Source organism: Marivirga sp. (assembly GCF_051117495.1).
Taxonomy (GTDB): Bacteria; Bacteroidota; Bacteroidia; order Cytophagales; family Cyclobacteriaceae; genus Marivirga.
In genome coordinates, this window is the sequence record NZ_JBNPEF010000025.1 from 51,597 (window position 1) to 73,412 (window position 21,816).

The 21,816-nt window shown below is 33.8% G+C and carries 23 protein-coding genes and 1 tRNA gene; 10 read left to right on the forward strand and 14 right to left on the reverse strand.

Going from position 1 to position 21,816, the window contains the following annotated elements; genetic code table 11:
- Positions 1-42: 42 nt before the first annotated feature.
- The gene (locus ACFE0M_RS13225) at positions 43-2,403 is read right to left on the reverse strand and encodes a TonB-dependent receptor domain-containing protein (protein WP_434546250.1); all 2,361 of its coding nucleotides are present in this window, start codon (positions 2,401-2,403) and stop codon (positions 43-45) included.
- Positions 2,404-2,748: 345 nt separating this feature from the next.
- Here ACFE0M_RS13225 and ACFE0M_RS13230 point away from each other — a divergent pair, with 345 nt between their 5' ends.
- Positions 2,749-3,663 carry a hypothetical protein gene (locus ACFE0M_RS13230; protein ID WP_434546251.1) on the forward strand — a complete coding sequence of 305 codons (915 nt, stop codon included), beginning with the start codon at positions 2,749-2,751 and terminating at the stop codon, positions 3,661-3,663.
- Here ACFE0M_RS13230 and ACFE0M_RS13235 read toward each other — a convergent pair whose 3' ends face one another.
- From ACFE0M_RS13235 to ACFE0M_RS13255, 5 genes are all read right to left on the reverse strand, one after another.
- Positions 3,664-4,080: a RidA family protein gene (locus ACFE0M_RS13235; protein WP_434546252.1), complete on the reverse strand. Its 417-nt coding sequence runs from the start codon at positions 4,078-4,080 to the stop codon at positions 3,664-3,666.
- Positions 4,080-4,640, reverse strand: a complete 561-nt coding sequence (locus ACFE0M_RS13240) for a DinB family protein (protein ID WP_434546253.1) — start codon at positions 4,638-4,640, stop codon at positions 4,080-4,082. Before ACFE0M_RS13240 ends, ACFE0M_RS13235 begins: the two co-directional genes overlap by 1 nt.
- Before the next feature lie 50 nt (positions 4,641-4,690).
- A complete protein-coding gene (locus tag ACFE0M_RS13245; RefSeq protein ID WP_434546254.1) occupies positions 4,691-4,996 on the reverse strand; it encodes a type II toxin-antitoxin system RelE/ParE family toxin in 306 nt (101 codons plus the stop codon).
- A complete protein-coding gene (locus tag ACFE0M_RS13250; RefSeq protein ID WP_434546255.1) occupies positions 4,978-5,205 on the reverse strand; it encodes a hypothetical protein in 228 nt (75 codons plus the stop codon). Before ACFE0M_RS13250 ends, ACFE0M_RS13245 begins: the two co-directional genes overlap by 19 nt.
- 69 nt (positions 5,206-5,274) lie before the next feature.
- The gene (locus ACFE0M_RS13255) at positions 5,275-6,087 is read right to left on the reverse strand and encodes an alpha/beta hydrolase (protein WP_434546256.1); all 813 of its coding nucleotides are present in this window, start codon (positions 6,085-6,087) and stop codon (positions 5,275-5,277) included.
- A gap of 118 nt (positions 6,088-6,205) precedes the next feature.
- Here ACFE0M_RS13255 and ACFE0M_RS13260 point away from each other — a divergent pair, with 118 nt between their 5' ends.
- Genes ACFE0M_RS13260 through ACFE0M_RS13270 form a run of 3 tightly spaced genes read left to right on the forward strand, consistent with a single transcriptional unit; the run spans position 6,206 to position 7,446 of the window.
- Positions 6,206-6,436: a hypothetical protein gene (locus ACFE0M_RS13260; RefSeq protein ID WP_434546257.1), complete on the forward strand. Its 231-nt coding sequence runs from the start codon at positions 6,206-6,208 to the stop codon at positions 6,434-6,436.
- On the forward strand, positions 6,436-6,717 hold the full coding sequence (locus ACFE0M_RS13265; protein WP_434546258.1) for a type II toxin-antitoxin system RelE/ParE family toxin: 282 nt from the start codon (positions 6,436-6,438) through the stop codon (positions 6,715-6,717). Before ACFE0M_RS13260 ends, ACFE0M_RS13265 begins: the two co-directional genes overlap by 1 nt.
- Positions 6,718-6,753: 36 nt before the next feature.
- The gene (locus ACFE0M_RS13270; RefSeq protein ID WP_434546259.1) at positions 6,754-7,446 is read left to right on the forward strand and encodes a cyclase family protein; all 693 of its coding nucleotides are present in this window, start codon (positions 6,754-6,756) and stop codon (positions 7,444-7,446) included.
- 37 nt (positions 7,447-7,483) lie between these two features.
- Here ACFE0M_RS13270 and ACFE0M_RS13275 read toward each other — a convergent pair whose 3' ends face one another.
- Complete coding sequence (locus ACFE0M_RS13275) at positions 7,484-8,773, reverse strand: aminopeptidase P N-terminal domain-containing protein (protein WP_434546260.1); 1,290 nt, start codon at positions 8,771-8,773, stop codon at positions 7,484-7,486.
- A gap of 75 nt (positions 8,774-8,848) precedes the next feature.
- Between ACFE0M_RS13275 and ACFE0M_RS13280 the strand changes: the two genes are divergently transcribed.
- Entirely contained in the window at positions 8,849-10,333 is a 1,485-nt protein-coding gene (locus tag ACFE0M_RS13280; protein ID WP_434546261.1) for a S8 family serine peptidase, read from the forward strand.
- Between the two features lie 7 nt (positions 10,334-10,340).
- Here ACFE0M_RS13280 and ACFE0M_RS13285 read toward each other — a convergent pair whose 3' ends face one another.
- Together ACFE0M_RS13285 and ACFE0M_RS13290 are read right to left on the reverse strand one after the other, a co-directional pair.
- On the reverse strand, positions 10,341-11,009 hold the full coding sequence (locus ACFE0M_RS13285; RefSeq protein WP_434546262.1) for a TlpA family protein disulfide reductase: 669 nt from the start codon (positions 11,007-11,009) through the stop codon (positions 10,341-10,343).
- An 85-nt stretch (positions 11,010-11,094) separates the two neighbouring features.
- Positions 11,095-11,865: a porin family protein gene (locus ACFE0M_RS13290; RefSeq protein ID WP_434546263.1), complete on the reverse strand. Its 771-nt coding sequence runs from the start codon at positions 11,863-11,865 to the stop codon at positions 11,095-11,097.
- Positions 11,866-12,043: 178 nt separating this feature from the next.
- Here ACFE0M_RS13290 and ACFE0M_RS13295 point away from each other — a divergent pair.
- Positions 12,044-12,117 (forward strand) — tRNA-Arg (locus ACFE0M_RS13295).
- Positions 12,118-12,177: 60 nt separating this feature from the next.
- Here ACFE0M_RS13295 and ACFE0M_RS13300 read toward each other — a convergent pair.
- The 4 genes from ACFE0M_RS13300 to ACFE0M_RS13315 all read right to left on the reverse strand — a co-directional run bounded on the left by ACFE0M_RS13300 (position 12,178) and on the right by ACFE0M_RS13315 (position 14,696).
- A complete protein-coding gene (locus tag ACFE0M_RS13300) occupies positions 12,178-12,831 on the reverse strand; it encodes a tetratricopeptide repeat protein (protein ID WP_434546264.1) in 654 nt (217 codons plus the stop codon).
- A 141-nt stretch (positions 12,832-12,972) separates the two neighbouring features.
- Positions 12,973-13,527 carry a peptide deformylase gene (gene def, locus ACFE0M_RS13305; protein ID WP_434546265.1) on the reverse strand — a complete coding sequence of 185 codons (555 nt, stop codon included), beginning with the start codon at positions 13,525-13,527 and terminating at the stop codon, positions 12,973-12,975.
- A 3-nt stretch (positions 13,528-13,530) separates the two neighbouring features.
- On the reverse strand, positions 13,531-13,944 hold the full coding sequence (ruvX, locus tag ACFE0M_RS13310; RefSeq protein ID WP_434546266.1) for a Holliday junction resolvase RuvX: 414 nt from the start codon (positions 13,942-13,944) through the stop codon (positions 13,531-13,533).
- Between the two features lie 2 nt (positions 13,945-13,946).
- Entirely contained in the window at positions 13,947-14,696 is a 750-nt protein-coding gene (locus ACFE0M_RS13315; protein WP_434546267.1) for an iron-sulfur cluster repair di-iron protein, read from the reverse strand.
- 105 nt (positions 14,697-14,801) lie between these two features.
- Between ACFE0M_RS13315 and ACFE0M_RS13320 the strand changes: the two genes are divergently transcribed.
- The 4 genes from ACFE0M_RS13320 to ACFE0M_RS13335 are packed head-to-tail and all read left to right on the forward strand — an operon-like array spanning position 14,802 to position 19,885.
- Positions 14,802-16,427 carry a S41 family peptidase gene (locus ACFE0M_RS13320; RefSeq protein ID WP_434546268.1) on the forward strand — a complete coding sequence of 542 codons (1,626 nt, stop codon included), beginning with the start codon at positions 14,802-14,804 and terminating at the stop codon, positions 16,425-16,427.
- 19 nt (positions 16,428-16,446) lie between these two features.
- Positions 16,447-17,607 carry a homogentisate 1,2-dioxygenase gene (locus ACFE0M_RS13325; RefSeq protein WP_434546269.1) on the forward strand — a complete coding sequence of 387 codons (1,161 nt, stop codon included), beginning with the start codon at positions 16,447-16,449 and terminating at the stop codon, positions 17,605-17,607.
- A 3-nt stretch (positions 17,608-17,610) separates the two neighbouring features.
- On the forward strand, positions 17,611-18,486 hold the full coding sequence (locus tag ACFE0M_RS13330) for an SUMF1/EgtB/PvdO family nonheme iron enzyme (RefSeq protein ID WP_434546270.1): 876 nt from the start codon (positions 17,611-17,613) through the stop codon (positions 18,484-18,486).
- Positions 18,467-19,885 carry an exonuclease domain-containing protein gene (locus tag ACFE0M_RS13335; RefSeq protein WP_434546271.1) on the forward strand — a complete coding sequence of 473 codons (1,419 nt, stop codon included), beginning with the start codon at positions 18,467-18,469 and terminating at the stop codon, positions 19,883-19,885. The genes ACFE0M_RS13330 and ACFE0M_RS13335 overlap by 20 nt, the downstream gene beginning before the upstream one ends.
- Positions 19,886-20,296: 411 nt before the next feature.
- Here ACFE0M_RS13335 and dnaA read toward each other — a convergent pair whose 3' ends face one another.
- Entirely contained in the window at positions 20,297-21,712 is a 1,416-nt protein-coding gene (gene dnaA / locus ACFE0M_RS13340; RefSeq protein WP_013452169.1) for a chromosomal replication initiator protein DnaA, read from the reverse strand.
- Positions 21,713-21,816: the final 104 nt, after the last annotated feature.

The following is a 21,816-nucleotide window of genomic DNA, read 5'->3' on the forward strand; positions in this document are numbered from 1 at the left end:
TAATTAAATCCCACTTGCAAAACAAGTGGGATTTTTTTGACTTTAATCCGCTTTAAAATTGTAGGACGCAGTAAATAACATAATTTGAGTTTCTCTTTTTCTGGTAAAAGTTTGTTCAAAACCAGGACCGAAATTTTCTCCCCTGAAATTACGGGTATCAAATAAATCCCTAAAACTAGCACTTAAGGTCAATTGCTTATCAAAGAAATATCTTTGCAAACTTCCATCTATATAATAACGGGCTAAATCTCTACCTTGTGCCTCAATCTCAGGAGCAAAATAATTACCAGTGAATTGTAAGTTAATATCCAAAGGCAAACTAATATCTGTTGTTACCTTTGCATACCAAGAAAGTCCACTATTAGGCTCCTCTGCTCCAATATTTGTACCATCAATAATAGATTGAAATATTGAGTAACTTGCATTAACATTCCACCAGTTGGCTATTTCCGTGGTATTTATAAATTCCAAACCATAGAAGTTACCAGTATTCAAGTTCTGAGGACCTCGATAAGAAATACCATCCTCTACCCTTACAATCCAATCAACTTGATTGTTTATTCTTCTGTAAAAGGCATTTGTTGTTAAGGTAAAACCACCATTTTGGTACATGTGCCCAAGTTCAAAAGAATTAATATACTCCGGCTGAAGATTGGGTTCTCCTACCCTTACATTTAATGAATCGGCAAAATCAGGGAATGGGTTTAAACGCCAAGCTCTAGGACGATCAATTCTTCTGGAATAAGTAGCTTTTACTGTATTATTATCATTTACATGATAAGCTAATTGTACACTTGGAAAGAAATTTAAATATTGTTGACTATTAAACAGATCCTCTTCTTCTACTAAAGAAGTATTAACATTTGATAACTCATTCTCTAAAATTGTCTGCTCTGCTCTTAACCCGACTGCATAATTAAAATTTGGCAAGCTATCCGAATAAATACCATACAATGCATGAATCTGATCTTGATAAATGAACCTATTACTTATACTATCATAAGGACTGATTTCACCAGAATTTTCTATTAGTCCATAGATATAATCATTATCAAATTTCCTGAATATTGATTTATATCCCGTTTCTAAAAGACCTCCTATAATAGGCGTTGCATAGTCCACCTGAATAACTGATGTATTTCTAAATTCATCGGTAGTACTTCCTTCCGTTCTGTTAGGATCCCCTTCAGCAATCAGTCTATTGTTAAAGATAGCTATATTTTGATCTTCCACTTGATCTCGGATAGAAACACTTGCTGAGGCTCTGAAAAATTTATCTTTATCATCAAAATCTCTTTCATAAATCAAGGCATTGTCATAGGTGTAATTCTCTTCAGTTTCGGTATTATTTCTGACATATCGAGTCAAAAACTCTTCCGTATCAAGATTTTGTATAAACGCACTGCTGGATTGAAAATCATTTTCATCCTCCGTATTAAATACACCCTCAATACTCAGCTTATTTTGACCCCAAAAATAATCACCACCATAATTTATTGTATGTTCTTGATCCTCGTTTCTACTCTCCTGTTCTTGTCTGAAAAGTTCATTTTCACCATCAAATGAACTTCTTCTTTCAGTTTCTCTACTACCCACTCTTGGCCATTGCCTAAAGCTATAGCCACCATAAACCGCAAATTTGGTAGTCCTTCTTGATAAACTAACGTTTGAATTGGTTCGCATTCTGGTTCCCATAGTAAGTTCTGCTCTTGCAGTTGTGCCCAAGTCTTCCCCTCTTTTCAACTTGATATTTATAACACCACCATCTGAGGAAGCATCATATTTTGCATTGGGATTATTAATGATCTCCACTTCTTCTATTGCACTTGCCGGAATTTGCTCTAAATCTGTAGCTAATGCTGAATTCCTACCATCAATCAGTACATTAGTGCTTCCACTTCCACGCAAAGACACACTCCCATCATCGGAAACATTTACGGATGGCGTATTTCTTAGAATATCCAGTAAAGATCCTCCAACATTGGCTATGGTTTGGTCTGGTTTAATAGTCATTCCTTCCATAGTCGCCAAAACGGGTGTTTTTCTTTCGTTTCCTTTCACCACCACTTCTTCCATAATTTCTTCCTCAACAGAAAGACCTATTTCACCCACATCCAAACCACTTTCAGGAATATTTACTTGTTCTTCATAGTCTTTATAACCTACAAATGAAACCACAATTCTGTATTTGCCGGGTTCAATGGGAATGCTAAAACTACCATCATCTTTTGTGGTGGCACCCGTAACAGGAGAATTAGAATTTTCTTGATAAAAAGCGACTTGAGCAAAAGGAATCACTTTCCCGGAATCTGGATCCGAAACCACCCCTTCAACCATTGCATTTTGACAAAAAACTGGATTTATAAATAATAAGGATATTACTGAAATTAAGATATACTTCATTAGACTTTTTCTATGTCGGTACATTGAATTGAACTATTAAGAAGTGTAAAAGTTTAATTTCATGACCATTTCTTCAAAAACTTAATGTAAAACAAGATTTATTAAAATTAAATAGGGTCTGCTTAAAAAGTATCGGGCGCGTCATGTACAATCGAGCGAATTGAAGATGTATGTTTTATACCTCAATCTTCGGCCGGGCACTACATGGCGTGCATGAGGCTAAAGCACTATATTAAATATACTTTTTCAGTTGGCTTTTTTTAAGCAAACCCTAAATAACTGTTGTTTTAACTCATTCATTTTAAACGTTTTGTCATTTTCTTAGTTAATACTGAAACAATTAAAATGAATAAACAAACCTCTGTCTTCTGGGGAAACCTTTATCAGCGCCTGCTTTCAGAAAAAATGAAAGAAAGAAGCGAAAAGGTGATCATCATCATAGCCATAATTGGATTTTTTATTCATTTAAGCTTAATTATATTAAATAAAATCGGATTATTTGAATCCACTTATTCAAGCAGTCTTCTGGATAATCCAATAGCTTCTATTTATACTCCTTTTTCGTTTATTTTAGTTTATGAAGTGTATTTATTAGTATATTTTCTTCCAAAATCAATCACCATTTATATTGGTAAGCAGTATGAAATCATTCTTTTGGTGTTAATTCGCAGGTTATTTAAAGATTTATCTCAGCTAGATCTAGAAAGCAGTTGGTTTAGCAGTAAGGATGATTTGCAGTTCACCTACGACATAGGAGCCTCACTTATAATTTTCTCATTAATATTTATATTCTACTATCTAAATGGTAAAAGAGCTTCCGTTCAAAAAGGAGAAATTCCTCAAAGAGAACAGACTCAAAAATTTATTGAAACCAAGAAGAGATTTGCTGTATTGTTAATCCCTGTTTTATTTGGATTGGCTGTTTATAGTTTTGGGGATTATTTTTATCAAGTATTTTTTACTGCCTCCCATAGCATAGATTCCATTAAGGACACCAATAATATATTCTTTGATGAATTTTTTACCATACTAATTTTAAGTGATGTCTTACTGTTATTGGTTTCTTATACACATACCTCAAGTTTTCGGTCTGTCATAAGAAATTCAGGATTTGTGATTTCTACTATTTTAATTAAAATTTCTTTTAGCACGGATGGCATCTTAAATGATATATTAGTGGTTTCGGCCATCACATTCGGAGTATTGATTTTATGGATTCACAATTTCTATGAAAAAATAGAGCTCCCAAATGAAATATAATTAGATTTCCGCCACACATTTTAATTCAATGGCAATTGGAGTTGGTAAGGCATTCACTTCCACAGTAGTTCTGCAAGGTTGAATATCTTTAAAATATTTGGCATAAACTTTATTGAAAGAGGAAAAATCGTCTTTCATATTGGTTAAAAATACTTGCACGTCCACCAATTTATCCCAGCTACTTCCACAGTCTTCCAATATCATCCTTACATTTTCAAAAACAGATTCGCACTGGGTTTCAATATCATAATAAACAATTTCACCTTTATCATTCAGTTCTACACCTGGAATGCTTTTACTATCCTTTTTTCTGGGACCAACTCCTGATAAAAACAATAAGTTACCCACTTTACGGGCATGAGGATATAAACCTACAGGAAGAGGTGCTCTATCTGAATTTCTTATTGTATTTTCCATTATGCTACTGTTTTTGGTAATTGACTTTTCACTCGTTTCGCCTGATTGATATGTCGCTTAGTATGACGCATCATAATATACAATTGCTCGCCCACATTAAATTTCAATAATTTACTCAAGGGGCTATAAGTATGCACATGCTGATGATCATAAGCACAAGCCTTGCGGGCAATGCTAATAATTTCCTCTTGTAATTGTAAAAATTCTTTAACGGTTTCCATTCCGTTTTCCACCTTATTTTCCTTTACGGGTTTGAAAAGCTTCGGAGCGGGTACTTTCCATTTGTATTTTGGATCCACACCATAAAGAAACAATTTTCCAGTAATAGAAAAGTTGATAGGGTATTCAATCGTTTTAACTTCAGCTTTTTGCAATCGCTTCTCAATGTCTTTAATGTAAATCGAATTAGCAATGATGATATGTTGTAAACACTCTGCTATCGACCATTTATCTGGTGCTGGTTTCCAAATTAATTCATCTTCGCTTAAATCTTGAAACTCATTGATAGTAGTTTCTTCTATTTCTTTTAAGTCTTTTATAACATCTTTTAGCCAAATCATAATTGCTTATCGGATTTTGAGGAGAAAGGTTATTGAAATTAACACTTCTTTCAATCATTAGGTAATTGCAAATATTCCAAATCTTTATTAGTGTCCCATGATCGCAATACCTCTATGGCATCTGATGTATTTCTGTAAAAGATCAAATACTTTTTCAATGGTTTAACTCTAACATTTTTATAATCTGTGATTTTTCCAGATTCAGGAAAAAGGCTTAGTTGAAATACAGAATGATCAAATTGCTGTTCAAGTTTATAGCAATAATCAAAGTTCTTATTACGATTACTCCAATATTCGTAAATATCCAGTTTATCATAAATGGCTCTTTTAGACCATCTTATTTCTTTTTGAACCATTCCTCAACTATACTTTTTGCCTCCTCATTTGAATGAGACCCTTCTGATTCAATAGATTGAATTCCATTTTCAATTACATCCTTTTGAGCATCAGATAATTGAAAAACATCTTTAGAACTTGACTCAAAATCAATCAAGTCTATAATCTCTTTAAGCAAATCTTCATTTTCAATTTGCTTAATCCTTTGAATTAATTTTTCCTTCAACATTTTATTGTGTATTTATCTAATCAACAGAAACAAGTTGATTAAAGTTGTTGAAATATTAAATTAAAGCAATCAATTTTTCTGAATAAATTCATCCATTTGGGTTGAATACCAAGTTCCAAAACCCAGTTCTTTGTTGTGCTGAAATCCCATTAAATGCCCTCCATCATAAATTTCTATTTCTGATTTTACACTAAATTCATGTCTATTTGAATTAGCATCCTGAGCTGTGGTTATTTTGTCATCTTCTCCTGTAAAAAGCAAAATCGGAATATTGATTGCCTTCCATTTTTGGATATAGTCATCAGATTCAATTGGTGAAAAAGTTTCTTTTCCCTTTAGAGATTTTATCCTTTGAATATGCTCATTTGGACTATAGACAAATGCATCGTAAATCAGAAAGTCTATTTTATTCTTGATCTTCTCATAAGCATAGGTCGTGACCATCGTGCCCATTGACAATCCCCAAATCCCTAGACTTTTATCTTTAAATCTTTTATCGGTAAAATCTACCATTGCTTTTAAGTCATATGAAAACTCTAGATGGAATAGATTATTAGGCTTAATTTCAAAATCAGAACTTTTGCCAAATCCTCGATAATCAAAGGTGATGACAGTATAGCCTAAATTCGCCAAAATGGAAGCATGATATACAAAATAGGACATATTCCCAGCATCGGGATATGCCAAAATCAAAACCTCATCTTTCTCACTATCAGTATTAGGTGCATAAATCCAAGTATTTAAACCATATCCGTCTTCTGTGGTAACCGTTAACTCTTCATATTCCCAGCCAATGGAATCGGGAGTTAAAATATATTCTTTGTCAGGATCAATTGCTAATAGGTTTAATGGGAGGAAAAGGAGGATTAGGATAATTTTCATGATTAAAGAATCTGTTTGGAATCAAATTACAATTAGTTTAACGATTTTAAACTATCAGAATAATAAAATAAATTGAGCAAAATTTTGTAAATTCATATTACAAAATAAATAAGAAGACATGGGAACCATAGAATTAAAATCAAATCTTCATAAAATTTTAGATCGTATTGATAACGAACAATTATTACAAACAATTTACGATTTCCTTAAGCAAAGTGAGGGTGCTGAAGAAGGTCACATTTGGAAAACTTTGACAGAAGAACAAAAAAATGAAGTTTACTTATCATACAAGGAATCTCAAGACGATAAAAAACTAATTAATTGGGAAAGAATTAAGAAAAAGTATTAATGGAAATTTACGTTACCCCAAGAGCCGAAAAGGATTTCGACTCAATAGTAGAATATTTGAAATTAGAATGGGGTGAAAATACAGTAAAAGAATTCATTCATAAAGTAGATGAAATCCTTAAATTAGTTAAAAGCTTCCCTTCAATTGGACAAGCAGAAATAAATGATATTAGGGGTTTACAATTAACTCCACAGACTAGAATGCTTTACAGGATAAGAGAACAAAAAATTATTATTCTTTCCTTTTTTGACGTGAGGCAAGACCCAGAGAAAAAACTATAGATATTATTCTACCTAATATTTTTAACCATTCATTTAATGCCCGAAATCATAGACCTAAGCCAAGAAATTTATGAGGGAATGCGTGTTTTTAAAGACCTTCCTCAGGTTAAAATGGAAATCCATAATTCACATGAAGAATGGGCTGGCATTCAAAATCCTCAAAAAAGAACTCCTGCTGTTCATAAATTAGAATTGGGTGAACATACGGGCACTCATGTGGATGCCATCAATCACATGGCACAACAATATGAAGGTCAGTCTATTGATAAAATGCCTTTATCTATGTTCTATACCGAGGGAATTTGTTTAGACTTCTCACATAAAAATCTAGCAGAACTAATAGAACCTCATGAAGTTGAATTGGCTTGTAAAAAAGCGAATGTAGAAATCAAAAAAGGTGATACTGTTCTTCTATATACTGATCATTATAGAAAGCATTTCAACAAAGCAGATTGGGGAAATGGCCCTGGTATTTCAGCTAAAACAGCTAGGTGGTTAGGAGAACAAAAGATTTCAGCTTTTGGGGTTGAAACCATGTCTCCAGGTGTTAGAAAAATTTCCAATAGAGAAGTCCATGAAATTTGCGGTGAATTAGGCTTCACACATTATGAAAACATGATCAATCTGCATCAACTTATCGGAAGAGGAAGATTCCGTTTTATCGCATTTCCTTTAAAAATAAGAGGTGGCACGGGTTCTCCTGTTAGGGCTGTGGCTATTTTTGAGTAAAAAAAGCGATGATATTCAAACCATCGCTTTCCATTTTTTAGCTATTCATTATATCCTCAATCTCATCAATTTCAATTGGGATATTGCCCATCATGTCATGGTGACCATCTTTAGTGATGACTACATCATTTTCCAAACGAATACCTAAGCCTTCATTTTGAATATAGATTCCCGGCTCGATGGTGAATACCATGCCTGGCTCAAATTCTCTATAAATATTACCAACATCATGAACATCCAATCCGATGTGGTGAGAAGTACCGTGCATGAAATATTTTTTATAAGCAGGATTAGCCGGGTCCTGATTCTTGATATCAGTTTTATCCAATAAGCCTAAGCCTAACAACTCGCTTTCCATCAGTTTGCCCACTTCTTTATGGTATTCTGGAATTCTGTTACCTGGTGTTAAGATTTTATAACACTCTTTCATAACCCTTAAAACAGCATTATAAACATCTTTTTGGCGTTGAGTATATCTTCCATTAACAGGAATTGCACGAGTCATATCGGCATTGTAATTACCATATTCTGCTCCCACATCCATCAATAACAATTCACCATCCTTGCAGACATCCTTGTTCTCGATATAGTGTAAAACACAAGCATTAGCTCCGGAGGCCACAATTGGTGTATAAGCAAATCCTTTAGAGCCTTGTCGTACAAATTCATGTAAAACTTCAGCCTCTACTTCATATTCTTTCACTCCCGGCTTTACAAATTTCAAAGTTCTTCTGAAGGCATCTTCTGTAATTTTACAAGCTCTTTCCATTTGCGTGATCTCCTGAGGATCTTTAATCGCTCTTAAATCATACAAAATAGGGGCTGCTTTTCTGTACTGATGTGCAGGATATCTTTCTTGCAACCATTTGATGAAACGCATATCTCTTGTTTCAACAGGAGTGGCATTTCTGATATGTTCATTGGTGTTGATGAACACCTGCTCAGCTTCTGCCATCAAGGTATTGAAAACGGTTTCAAATTGTGATAACCACATCACAGTTGGGATACCTGAGGCGGCTGTGGCTTCTTCTTTGGTATATTTATGCCCCTCCCAAACGGCTATGTGCTCATTGGTTTCCGTTACAAACAAAATTTCTCTCCAGCTATCATTATCAAAATCAGGAAATAAAACCAAAATGCTTTCTTCCTGATCAATGCCAGTCAAGTAGAATAAATCACTGTTTTGCCAGAAAGTCATAGTACCATCTGCATTCATGGGCATTACATCATTGGAATTGAAAACTGCCAAAGAACGAGCCGGCATTTGTTTCATGAAATTTTTGCGGTTCTTAATATAAAGAGACGAATCTAAAGTTTTGTATCTCATAAATTTAGTTTTTATATCAAATAAATCGTTTTTGCTTCGTAAATTTCAAATTTACATTTTATTATTTCTTTCAACATGTTAAAACAGGCTTTTTTCAAGACTATATTATTCTTAATTCCATTGTACCTGCTTTCGATTGTAGTTTTAGCACAACAAAAGTATTGGTTGGAATTTGATATTGTAGAAATGGGTAATCAAAATACTCAAATTGAGTTCTTAAAAGAAAATTTAAAAAATGAATACGGGAATGAACTTGAATTCCATTATCAGTCGAAATGGCACCCGGTAATAAGTATCACACTAAAAAAAGAATTAGTCGATCAATTAGACAATCATGAATTAATTAAAAGCATTCAACCTCAAAAAGAACTTCAAGCACTTTCAATTGAAAGTGCAACGCTAATTGAATATTCTTATGCTTTAGAACAAATAAAAGCTCATTATATCACTGATAGTATGGGCTTAAGTGGAATGAATATAAAAATAGGCGTAATTGATGGCGGTTTTATGGATGCAGATGTAGAACCCTCTTTAAAACATTTGGTAGAAAACAACCAAATCAAATTCTTTCAGGACTATTTATTAAAAGGAAATAAAGATCCCTTTTATGGAAAAAGAATGGCTGGTGACGACCATGGCACTCAAGTCTTAAGAATGATAGCGGGATCTGACAATGGGACTTCTATAAAATACGGTATGGCTGAAAATGCAGAACTATATTTGGCAAGAACAGATCATGGGATAAGGGAAAGAAGATTAGAAGAAGATTATTGGGTGGCCGCACTTGAGTTATTCTATGATATGGGCATTAGATTGGTAAATTCTTCTTTAGGCTATACGGATGGTTTTGATAAAAGAAAGGAGAATCATAATAAAAAGGAAGTCAACGGAAAAAGCAGTATGATTACCAAAACAGCTCAATCTGCAGCAGAAAAAGGAATGTTGATTGTGAGCGCAGCTGGAAATGACGGACATAAAAAATGGGAAGTCCTTTCTTTACCCTCCGATGCTAAAGATGTATTAACAGTCGGCTCTGTCCGTTTTGATGATTGGTCTAAAATCTACTATTCATCCATTGGGCCTGAGAAATTAGCATACGTAAAACCCGATGTTGTTTGCTTTGCTGCCAATGGCACTTCATTTTCAGCTCCGGTGATTACAGGGTTAGCCGCATGTATTTGGGAATACGACAGCACCTTAAGCAATTTAGAAGTAATTGATATCATTAAAAGGAGTAGTCATTTGGCAGATAATCCTAATAATTACATTGGATATGGGGTTCCGGATAGTAAGAAAATAACATCTATCTTAAATCACGAAAAACCAGAATCAATTTCACAAACAATTAGTTCGTCTCAAAATTTTATAGAAATTGAAATCCCCGTAAAAACTGAAATGGTTGTCATTTATCATAAAAAGGATAGCATAAATGTAATAGAACAGAAATCCATCAAAATTGAGGAAGGGCAAACGCTTTTAAAAATAAAAAAAATAGATACTGCTAATTACACTACTGTTGTAGGCCAAGATAAGTTTCAATTCGAGGTGGAATGGAAATGATACTAATTTATTCAGAAACCAATTTATCAAGCTCCCGGCTTAATCTTAGCATATTAGCTTCGTGAACCTCCTTCAAAGTAACGGTTTTGCCTCCGTAATTACCCGCCCTAGGAGCTCCTAACAAGACATTTTCTATAATACCATCGGAATGTATAGTGAAAGTGGCGGGAAATGGAAATATACTTTGAAACTCCCCTACTTGCAATTTTATAAATCCACTCGCATTGATTTCTGTTTCAGATGGGACTAAATGAATATTAGTATTAAATTCTTTAGCATATTCCGCTAATTTATCAGCCGTGTCATGTGTCAATACTATAAACCGAACATTTGGATAAGCTTGTGAGAGTTGATTGAGTGCTGGAATGGAACTAACACAAGGAGCACACCATGATGCGAATGATTCTAAAAGAACAGGTCTTGAATCCTCTAATAAATTAATTATGTTTCCATCATAATCTTGAAATTTGTAATTACCAATACGTGCCCCTTCAATTGAATCAGTAAAATGATCCAATTCAAAAAATTCGACTTTATCTTGAAAGTTTGTTCCGTATTTATTCTGTAAAGATAATGCGTAGCTTTCTAATTTATCTTTATACTCATCATTAAGCGAGCTTGAACAATTTGAGAAAATGATAAATATTAAAACTAAAAAACAATATCTGCACTTCATAAAAACCTGAGATTAAACAATAAAAAAGCATCTAAATTTCTTCAGATGCTTTTCAATAAATTATAGTAACGTAGTTAATTCAATATTAGAATAAATTAAAGCTTAATCCAAATCGAAACGGAGTGGTTTGAGTGGCCACAGGCTCTTCCGCATTATTTAAGGGTCCTCTTCCTGGATTAAATAACTCAGAAAAGTCATATTCGAAATGAGCTCCAAAGCCAGCAATTCCTATTCTGAAATGCGCTCCATATCGAAATTGATTCAATTCATAACTTTCTTTCCGCTTAATCTTTTTTGTTTGCTCATTCTCCACATATTTAATTTTGGTCTTACCATTTATTAAATAACCAATACTACCACCTGCAGCCAAAAATAGTCCACCATCATCTATTTTATTTTTGTTAAAATAATATCTAAATTCCAATGGAATATTAACATAATTAGTTTCAAATTTAGATTTTTCAACAAATCCATTTTCTCCTATCAAATCTTCACCAATAGTTTGTAGCCTCACATTTCTAAGTTCATCATCACCTGAAACTACCGCTAAAGTTGTGGAATCGCCATCAAAAGCGAATTTATCAAAGGAAAAATTGAAACCCGCATTAAAACTAAAATTAGAATTAGATATCTGAACTGGATACATATACCCTATTTTGAAAGCATTATTACCAACAGTCCTAAGATTTAAATCTTCCACATCATTATTATAGAGCATGTTTAATCCAAATGACAAGGTTAAATCCCCCTTTAAATTTGGTCTAGGGCCAAAGGTATTTTTCTCTTGCAAATTTTGGGCTTGAATAGAAACTGTAGTAGTTAAAATTAATAGAGCTAAAATAAATAGTTTTCTCATCAGTATTTTATTGAATTTTTACTTTCGAACGACAAAGATAGCGTTTTATACAGAGGATAAATAAATAAATCCTTTTTCTTATAAGATTTTATTATTTACCTTTGCAAGCTCATTAGCAAACGTAGTTGATGAAAAGATATTGCTTTATATTTTAAATAGCATATCAATAAGAAAAAATGGCCTTGTAGCTCAACTGAATAGAGCACTTGATTACGGCTCAAGAGGTTCCAGGTTTGAATCCTGGCAAGGTCACTAGCAAAAAAAAGCCTGTTTAATTGATTTTAAACAGGCTTTTTCATTTTAATTATTTATTTATTCAAAATCGGAAGGATAGCATTTTACATCATTGCATCTTTCACGAATCATTTCATAAGCTTTCAAATCTCCTAATTCACCTGCTTTACTTAAATCAAGACATCCTTCGGAAAGTTGACCATATTCTATTCTTAAAACGCCCCTTAAATAATAGGCATCAACATTGTCCTTATCCTTTTCGATAATTTTGGTACAATCATTAATGGCATCTTGATAAGCCTCCAACTGTTGTTTGGCCTGACCTCTTTTATAATAGGCATCCAAATTGTTTTCATTCAATTCAATGGTCTTAGTATAGTCATTGATGGCACCATAATAATCTTGAAGTAAATATTTAATATTACCTCTTTCAAAGAAAGCTTCGGAAAAATCCGATTTTGCTTCAATTGCTTTATTATAATCTTTCATGGCTCCATGAACATCAGCAAATTTCTGCTTTATATTACCTCTCATATAGTAAGCTTGATGAGCATCAGGATCAACTTTTATAGCTTCATTAAAGCTTACAATAGCTTCCATATATTCTTTTTCCTCAAACTTATTGATTCCGTTTTCAATAAATTCAGATGCTTTTTTCTTTTGCGCAATAGCTATGGAACCACAAAAAACCACCACAAAGCATAAGACTAATATTTTTGATAATTGATTCATAATGAAAATAAAAATGTTGAATGACATTGGGTACAATTACTTTGCCAATATTTTTTATTTGACCAAAAATAATTGCACTAATCAAATATAATTATAAGTTTAATTAAAATATCAGCTAATTTCAAGCTGACCTTACATAAACTATTTTTTCAAAGGGAACAACATTTTGTAATCTGCTGATACTTTACCCTTACTGATATTGGCTAATTTTCCTTTTAAAATTCTCTTTTTAAATGCTGAAACATGATCCGTGAATAAGACACCTTCAATATGATCATATTCATGCTGAATAACTCTTGCCACAAAACCATTATATTCCTCATCATGCTCCACCCAATTCTCATCGAAATACTTGATTCGTATATTGGGCTTCCTATCCACATCCTCTCGAATATTGGGAATACTTAAACATCCTTCTTCAAAAGCCCATTCCTCTCCTTCTTCTTCCAGTATTTGAGGATTGATAAAAGCTTGTTTCACCTTTGGCTCATCTTCTTCATCAATGGGGTCTGTATCAATCACAAACAAACGGATACTTTTACCAATTTGAGGAGCTGCCAAACCTACTCCATTGGCATTGTACATAGTCTCGAACATATCATCCACCAATGTTTTAACATCTATCTCCCCTTTTTCTATATCTTTTCCTCTTGTTTTCAAAACGGGATGCCCATAAGCTACTATAGGATATATCATAATTTAATTTTGATCTATAAATTGTTGCAATATTATTGCCGCACTAATTTTATCTATATTACCTGATTTCTTATTCCTTTGTTTCCTTTTGGATCCAGAAATTATCATGGCCTGAATTGCTTCTTGCGAGCTAAAGCTTTCATCCTGCAAATGTAAGGGCATTGTTGGGAATTTCTTTCTAAAAAGGTTAATAAATGCATCTACATGACGAGTAGCATCCGTTGGCTCTCCCTCCTCATTGGTAGGATAACCGCAAACCACTGATTCCACTTCTTCTTTGATGAAATATCCTGACAAATAATGAATGAGATCTTTAGAATGAACTGTTTCCAAAGGAGAAGCAATTATCTTTAATGGGTCTGTAACTGCCAATCCAACCCTCTTGGTTCCATAATCTATAGCTAAAATCCTTGGCATTATTAATTGAGACGAATAAGCAAATCGAATTTTTTTCTAACAGATTTCTCCAACATTAAAGCCTTAGGGAAAAGCACTTCATTTTCAATTTTAGCATGAACTTTTAGTTTGTCTTCAAAACGCTCCAATTCTGAAAAAAGTACTTTAGCATTGAGTGGTGAGGTTGCCTCAACAGGGTATTGATCCATCAAAAAACGTATTCCCTTCATTTCATCATCATGTACCTCATGGTCAATGGCAAATTTCTGCATATTAAAATTTGGATATTTATAGAAAAAACTGGAAGGGTTCTTCTTTTTATCATCAATGGCTTTTAACTGTGAAATATATTCGAATAGCGTATCCTCCTCTTCATAAATATGATGCACAAAATCCTCTACAAATAACGGAAAAACATCCTTAATTTCCCTTTCAACAGAAGCTATATGAGGATTAGAACTATCAAGTTTATTGACCAGTTTTACTAAAAATGGTAAATCCTTTTTGATAAAAATAAAATGCGTATGCTTTAGGTAACTAATAATTAAATCAATAGGAAAGGACAACAATTTGATATTTTCAATCTCCTCGTTGTGATTGATTTTTTCCAGTTCATTTACCACATAATGGATATCCACCCCTTTTGTTCGGCATACTTTTTCAAGAGAATCTTCCTCAAATTCATAATATTCTATACCTAAATAATAAAGAACTGATGCGAAAACATAATTTTCTGCAACTAATTCCTTGATTTTCTTTTGAGAGTATTCCACTTTAACTAATTTAGGTATTTTACAAAGGTAATTTAATTTTAAGGCTTTTCAATCCAACGATTTATTAATTTCCTGCGTTATTTGTTAAAATAAAAATTCTTAAACGTGATAACAAACAAAAATAGTTCATTTCAAATCAAACTGCCAATAATTATTTTCTCAACATTGGCGGCAGGCATATTAATTGGCGCCACAATGGCAAATCCCACATCCAGTAAAGATACTGTTTTAGAGGGGATTACAAGAATAAAAGAAATTCTTTTACAAGTTGACCAAAACTATGTTGAGGAAGTGGATACAGATAAATTGGTTGATAGTGCCATCAATGGTATGTTAAAGGAATTAGATCCTCATACTTCTTATATTCCGGCTAAAGATTTGGAAATGGTTTCGGCTGATTTGAAAGGTAATTTTGAAGGAATCGGGATTGAATTTAATATTTTTAATGATACGCTTTATGTAGTAGCACCATTGAGTGGTGGTCCTTCTGAAACAGCTGGTTTGCAATCAGGTGATAAAATCATTGCAGTAGATGGTAAAAATATTGCAGGAATTGGATTGACTAACAGACAGGTCCATGAAAACCTCAGAGGCGAAAAGGGCAGTGAAGTGGAATTGAAAATTATGCGTTCAGGATTAAAGGAGCCAGTTGAATATAAGATCATACGAGATAAAATCCCTCAATATTCTGTAGATGTTAGCTACATGGTGGATGATGAAATAGGCTACATAAAAGTAAGTCGATTCTCTGCTACCACCTATAATGAATTCATGGAAGCTATGAATAAATTAAAAGAAGAAGGGATGCAGAAATTAATTTTGGATTTACAAGATAATCCTGGTGGCTATATGGACAAAGCAATTAATATGGCAGATGAATTCTTGAAAGATAATGCCATGATAGTTTACACCAAAGGCAAAGAGAAAAGATATAATTCTGAAGCTAGAGCTATAAAAGAAGGAAGTTTTGAAAATGGCTCATTAATAGTATTGATAAATGAAGGAAGTGCGTCTGCTTCTGAAATTGTATCTGGGGCAATTCAGGATAACGACAGAGGATTAATTGTGGGTAGGAGATCATTTGGAAAAGGATTAGTTCAAATGCCAGTTTCTTTGAAAGATGGTTCAGAGTTAAGATTGACTATTTCAAGATACTACACGCCTTCAGGCAGGTCAATTCAAAAACCATTTGGGGAGGATCCCGATGAATACAGACAAGAAATGAATGAACGATATGAACATGGTGAATACTTTGTTGCGGACAGTATTCATTTCGAAGATTCCTTGAAATACACCACCTCAAATGGCAGAATAGTTTATGGTGGAGGAGGAATTATGCCGGATTATTTTGTTCCATTGGATACCGCAGAAACATCCACCTATCTCAACAAAATTTTCTTGAGTAATACATTGAGGCAATATACCTTTTCTTACTATGAAAAGAACAAGAAAATGTTGGAAAACATGGGCATGGAGGGATTTATCAATAATTTTCAGGTAACCGATAAAATGTTGAAGGAACTAACCACAATGGCCATGACCAATAATGTGGAGTTGGATGAAGAAGGCTTTAAAAAATCCAAAGAATTAATAAAACTTTATAGCAAGGCTTACATAGCCAGAAATATTTGGAATAATGAGGGCTTCTACCCTATCTTTAATGAGCAAAATGAAGTGTTTAAAGAAGCACTTAAACTTTTTGATAAGGCTGAAACATTGGCTAAAAAATAATATTCAGAATTTTTAAACTATGGCATACTACGTTAGAAAAGGAAACATACCACCTAAGAGACATACACAATTTAGGCAACCAGATGGGAGTCTATATGCAGAAGAATTGGTAAGTTCATTGGGGTTTTCTGGAATCTATTCCAATCTATATCATATTAATCCCCCAACAAGGGTAAAGGAAATTAAAAAATCAGTTGCCTATGGCACCAAACCTGATAAAGATTTAACCTTACAACAAGTCCATCTAAATACCTCGGGGGTGAAAAATACAGGTAGCGATTTTTTGGATAGCAGGAAGGTATTGCTGATGAACGATGACGTTTCTATGGCGCTTTGTATGCCGAGCCGCCAAAGCATGGATTATTATTATAAAAATGCTGAAGCAGATGAATTACTTTTCATTCATGACGGAAGCGGTTATATGTATTCCCAGTTTGGAAAGTTGAAAATTAAAGCGGGTGATTATGTGGTAATTCCAAGAACGACTATTTATAAGTTAGAATGGGAAAGTAATGACATACGTTATTTAACGATTGAGTCCTCAAGTCCGATTGAAACAGTTAGCCGGTACAGAAATAAATTAGGCCAGTTATTGGAACATTCGCCTTATTGTGAAAGGGATATACACCCACCACAGGAATTGATTACAGAAGAAACCAAGGGGGATTATCATGTTAAAATTAAAAAGGGAGGTTATATCCATCATTATGTTTATGACCATAGCCCTTTTGATTTAGTAGGTTGGGATGGATTTTTATATCCTTACACACTATCTATCCATGATTTCGAGCCTATCACAGGTAGAATTCATCAGCCGCCTCCCGTACATCAAACTTTCCAAGCTGCTGGTTATGTGATTTGTTCATTTGTACCAAGATTGTTTGATTATCATCCAGATGCTATTCCAGCTCCTTATAACCACAGTAATATTGATTCTGATGAGGTATTATATTATGTGGAAGGAAACTTTATGAGCAGAAAAGGAATAGACAGAGGTTCATTTACGCTTCATCCTGGTGGACTCCCTCACGGACCACATCCCGGAACAGTAGAAAAAAGCATAGGAGCAAAAGAAACGGAAGAACTTGCCGTAATGTTGGATACTTTCAGACCGCTTTATGTAACTGAAGAAGGTAAAGACTTTATGGATAAAAAATATCCTATGAGTTGGACGGAATAAGTTATGTTTAAAAACCTATTAATAATCTTCTTCCTAATAATAGCATTTGAAAGCTTTGCGCAAAAAGAAGAAATTTTAATAGGTTTTCAAGTTCCTTTAGATGATAATATTTATACCTCAAAAACAGAGGTAGCAAATATTTATTACCTTGAATATCTTTATTATGTAAAAAAAGATTCATCCAAAGATTTTTATAAAGCACAATTATTAAATTTTGATCCCGCTGACACAAGTTACAATGAACAAAACTATTTACGATCTTCTAATACTAGGTATTTTCCAGTAGTCTATGTGAGTTATGAGCAAGCTAAGAATTATTGTAAATGGCTCGAATCTGTTTTAATTCAGAGGATGGTGGAAAATCCAGATATTGATCAAGATAAGTTTTTGTTAAAGGTGAGATTACCTTCAATTGAAGAATGGATGAAAATGGCAATTCGATATGATTATTATTTAGAAAACACCAAATGGCCAAACAAATTTTCATCTCTCCCTTTTAAGAAATCTGAACTAAAAAATTTAATTAAAACTTATGATTTAGACATCAGTAAAAGAGAATATTATAATAAATTACGGGAGTTTATGGAGACCAATCCTATATATATGATTGAAAATTTAAGGTACGAAGGAAATAAGGACTATTTCAATTATGCTATAAATGTTAATCATACATGGCCAAGAGAGAAGAATGATGAATTTATGAATATCCCATATGATCTACGTGGAAATGTTAGTGAAATGACTACCACTAAGGGAATAGCAAAAGGCGGAAATTGGGAAACAGCACCTGGGGAAATTGGCGTGATGGATAATCTCAAATATTTAACACCAACTAACACTATTGGCTTTAGATGTGTTTGTGAATTTACAGAAAGGTAAAATGTACGCCATAGTTGATATTGAAACCACAGGAGGCTATGCAGCCCGAAACAGAATATGCGAAATCGCTATAATTTTGCATAATGGTGAAAAAGTGGTCAAAGAATATCAAACTTTAATCAATCCTGAAAGACACATCCCTCCACAACTCTCAGCTATTCATGGCATAAACGACCAAATGGTGGAAGAGGCACCTAAATTTTATGAAGAGGCTAAAACTATTCATGAATTACTTGAAGGCAATATTTTTGTGGCTCACAGCGTAAATTTTGATTACTCCTTTGTTAAAGCTGCTTTTCAAGATTTAGGATATGAATTGAAATTGAAAAAGCTTTGTACCGTCCGTTTGAGTAGGAAAATATTCCCCGGATTGAAAAGTTATAGTCTAGGAAATATTTGTGAAAATAGAGGTATAAAAATAAATGACAGACACCGAGCTTTTGGAGATGCAATAGCCACTGCTGAGCTTTTCACGCAATTGGTTAAGCATGATCAAGATGATCACATCCAAAAATCATTGAAAAAGAATGCTACTGTAGTTAATATTCCAGAGAATTTAGAAAGATCAGTCTTTGAAGCTCTACCAGAATCGCCAGGCGTTTATTATTTCCTCAATCAAAAAAGCCAAATCATTTATGTAGGCAAAGCAAAAAACATTAAAAAGCGCGTCAGCAATCATTTTGGCGGCAGTAAACTGGAAGTAGCCAAACAAGCTTTTCAAAGTCAAATTCATCATGTAGATTATTATTTAACTGGCAATGAACTGATTGCACTTTTACACGAATCACATGAAATCAGAAAGAACTGGCCTCGCTACAACCGAGCCCAGAAGAACAACAGTCCAGGCTATTCCATTTACCTTTACGAAGACAGACAAGGCTACAAAAGATTGCAATTAGGCAGGAAGCAAACAGGAATGCAAAGTTTGATGCGATTCCCAAATCACGCTTCTGGTTTTAGCTTTTTAAATGAAGTAAGCAAAAACCTAAAAATCTGTCCAAAGTTTGCTGGCATCCAATCAAGCATGGGAGCTTGCTTTGATTATAGCTTAAATCTCTGTGAAGGAGCCTGCGCTGGAGAAGAATCTGTATCTCAACACAATGAAAAGATTCAAGCTTTTATCAATCACTGCAAAGCCGAAAAAAGTGATTACATCCTAATTGGAGATGGCAGAAATCTTAATGAATATGCATTTGTGTTAGTAGAAGAAGGTTTTTATAAAGGCTTTGGTTTTTATACAGAAGAAGATACAATTGAGCATTGGGAAGAATTCAGCAATTACTTAATTCAATATCCTGATCATCCTGAAATTTATAAGATACTGAGCAGTGAACATGCTACTAAGCATTATAAGAAAATTAAGAAGGAAGCATTTTTGAATAGCAAGGAGTCGGTCTAGATATCAACTTTTAAGTTTTCTAATTAAGTTCCTTATCTAATTACACCTGTCTTAATACCATGAGCTTGAATTGTTTGCATCACGAATCTTTTAAACACCTACTCTCTTTCTTTTTTCTTGACAAAAAAGAAACAAAAAGTCAAGAAAGTTTAATGCTTCTACCCTCAAGCCCCACACTGGCCCGCTAAACTTTCCTCCCTCCCGCTTTTCCGAGTTCCTCGGAATTGGTCATGTTAGTTCTTTTGCTACTGTAATGTTAAAATTTATTATTTTCTACTCATTTAAATCTGTGAGGACTATCCCCTCGAGGGGATTATATGGGTGTTGCTTGCTTTAAATAAAACTATTTTAAGCCCAAATATAAACGAATATCCGTGCTTTATTCCCCACCAGCTGGCGGGCTAGGGAACTTTAAACCTTCTTCATTTTAAACCTCTTCTTCAACTCTTCCATTTCTTCTCTGAAACGCTTATCTACTTGCATCATGTCATTTACTGACTGCACTGCATGGATTACAGTAGAATGGTCTCTGCCACCAAAATGGTAGCCAATTGATTTCAAAGAATGATTAGTATGCTCTTTGCAGAAATACATAGAAACCTGACGGGCGATCACAATTTCTTTCTTTCTGGTTTTTGCTTTCAAATCATCAATTTTCACAGCGAAGTGTTCCGCAATGGTTTTTTGAATAAAATCAATACCTACTTCAGACTCAATATCGTGTACGATATTTTTCAAAGTCTGCTTGGCTAGTTCTAAATCAATCTCTTTTCGATTTAAAGAAGCATGCGCAATCAATGAAATTAATACACCCTCTAATTCCCTGATATTGGTATCAACTGAATAAGCTAAATATTCAATCACATCCTCTGGGATATGAATACCATCACTTTCCATTTTATTTTGAATAATGGCAATTCTGGTTTCCAAATCGGGTTGTTGCAAATCTGCTGTTAATCCCCATTTGAAACGGGAAAGTAATCTATCTTCTAATCCTTTCAAATCCCTAGGCGGGCGGTCAGAAGTCATAATGATTTGCTTACCATTCTGATGTAAATGATTAAAAATATGGAAGAATATTTCCTGAGTTCTCTCCTTACCTCCTAAAAATTGAACATCATCAATAATTAAGGCATCGATGTGAAGATAATAGTTAGAGAAATCCTGAATTTTATTATTCCTTAAGGCATCGATAAACTGATTGGTAAATTTCTCGGAAGAAACATACAAAACGAATTTACCATTTAAAGTATCTTTTATTTCATTTCCAATGGCTTGTACTAAGTGGGTTTTTCCCAATCCTACTCCACCATAAATCATCAATGGATTGAAAGAAGTAATACCAGGTTTTTTCGCCACAGCATAGCCTGCAGATCGAGCCAAACGGTTACAATCTCCTTCTATAAAGGTATCGAAAGTATAGTTTGGATTGAGTTGTGAATTTTGTTGACTTAAATCCACTCCATTAAGAGCAAAAGGATTGAGTGGCTGTTCTCTTTGTTGTTCTTTAGGCTTGTTGGATTTATTATTGTTCGGTAAGTTGATAGTAAATGGCTTATACTTGTCATTTCCTTTATCTACAATAACAGAGTATTCTAATCTGCCTTCTGGTCCCAATTCCTGGTGAATGACTTTCCGCAAAATATGTACATAATGCTCCTCCAACCACTCATAAAAGAACTGGCTCGGCACTTGAATCGTTAATACGTTATTTTCAAGCTTAACCGGCTCAATAGGAGAAAACCAAGTATTAAAACTTTGCTCCCCTACTCCCTCCTTTATGGAGTGAAGACAATTATTCCACACTGATTGACAGTCTTTAACCATTCACACTAATAATTGACGGATTGTTAATTTGAGTCCCCTATTTTTGTTCAGGGCTGACAAAAATGATAAAAAAATAGGGAAGAAAAAAATGCAATTTTACTTGA

What these genes read in the sequence shown, in the direction of transcription:
- ACFE0M_RS13225 (WP_434546250.1), bottom strand. Translation starts at nt 2,403, where the DNA reads ATGAAGTATATCTTAATTTCAGTAATATCCTTATTATTTATAAATCCA.
- ACFE0M_RS13230 (WP_434546251.1), top strand. Translation starts at nt 2,749, where the DNA reads ATGAATAAACAAACCTCTGTCTTCTGGGGAAACCTTTATCAGCGCCTG.
- ACFE0M_RS13235 (WP_434546252.1), bottom strand. Translation starts at nt 4,080, where the DNA reads ATGGAAAATACAATAAGAAATTCAGATAGAGCACCTCTTCCTGTAGGT.
- ACFE0M_RS13240 (WP_434546253.1), bottom strand. Translation starts at nt 4,640, where the DNA reads ATGATTTGGCTAAAAGATGTTATAAAAGACTTAAAAGAAATAGAAGAA.
- ACFE0M_RS13245 (WP_434546254.1), bottom strand. Translation starts at nt 4,996, where the DNA reads ATGGTTCAAAAAGAAATAAGATGGTCTAAAAGAGCCATTTATGATAAA.
- ACFE0M_RS13250 (WP_434546255.1), bottom strand. Translation starts at nt 5,205, where the DNA reads ATGTTGAAGGAAAAATTAATTCAAAGGATTAAGCAAATTGAAAATGAA.
- ACFE0M_RS13255 (WP_434546256.1), bottom strand. Translation starts at nt 6,087, where the DNA reads ATGAAAATTATCCTAATCCTCCTTTTCCTCCCATTAAACCTATTAGCA.
- ACFE0M_RS13260 (WP_434546257.1), top strand. Translation starts at nt 6,206, where the DNA reads ATGGGAACCATAGAATTAAAATCAAATCTTCATAAAATTTTAGATCGT.
- ACFE0M_RS13265 (WP_434546258.1), top strand. Translation starts at nt 6,436, where the DNA reads ATGGAAATTTACGTTACCCCAAGAGCCGAAAAGGATTTCGACTCAATA.
- ACFE0M_RS13270 (WP_434546259.1), top strand. Translation starts at nt 6,754, where the DNA reads ATGCCCGAAATCATAGACCTAAGCCAAGAAATTTATGAGGGAATGCGT.
- ACFE0M_RS13275 (WP_434546260.1), bottom strand. Translation starts at nt 8,773, where the DNA reads ATGAGATACAAAACTTTAGATTCGTCTCTTTATATTAAGAACCGCAAA.
- ACFE0M_RS13280 (WP_434546261.1), top strand. Translation starts at nt 8,849, where the DNA reads ATGTTAAAACAGGCTTTTTTCAAGACTATATTATTCTTAATTCCATTG.
- ACFE0M_RS13285 (WP_434546262.1), bottom strand. Translation starts at nt 11,009, where the DNA reads ATGAAGTGCAGATATTGTTTTTTAGTTTTAATATTTATCATTTTCTCA.
- ACFE0M_RS13290 (WP_434546263.1), bottom strand. Translation starts at nt 11,865, where the DNA reads ATGAGAAAACTATTTATTTTAGCTCTATTAATTTTAACTACTACAGTT.
- ACFE0M_RS13300 (WP_434546264.1), bottom strand. Translation starts at nt 12,831, where the DNA reads ATGAATCAATTATCAAAAATATTAGTCTTATGCTTTGTGGTGGTTTTT.
- def (WP_434546265.1), bottom strand. Translation starts at nt 13,527, where the DNA reads ATGATATATCCTATAGTAGCTTATGGGCATCCCGTTTTGAAAACAAGA.
- ruvX (WP_434546266.1), bottom strand. Translation starts at nt 13,944, where the DNA reads ATGCCAAGGATTTTAGCTATAGATTATGGAACCAAGAGGGTTGGATTG.
- ACFE0M_RS13325 (WP_434546269.1), top strand. Translation starts at nt 16,447, where the DNA reads ATGGCATACTACGTTAGAAAAGGAAACATACCACCTAAGAGACATACA.
- ACFE0M_RS13330 (WP_434546270.1), top strand. Translation starts at nt 17,611, where the DNA reads ATGTTTAAAAACCTATTAATAATCTTCTTCCTAATAATAGCATTTGAA.
- dnaA (WP_013452169.1), bottom strand. Translation starts at nt 21,712, where the DNA reads ATGGTTAAAGACTGTCAATCAGTGTGGAATAATTGTCTTCACTCCATA.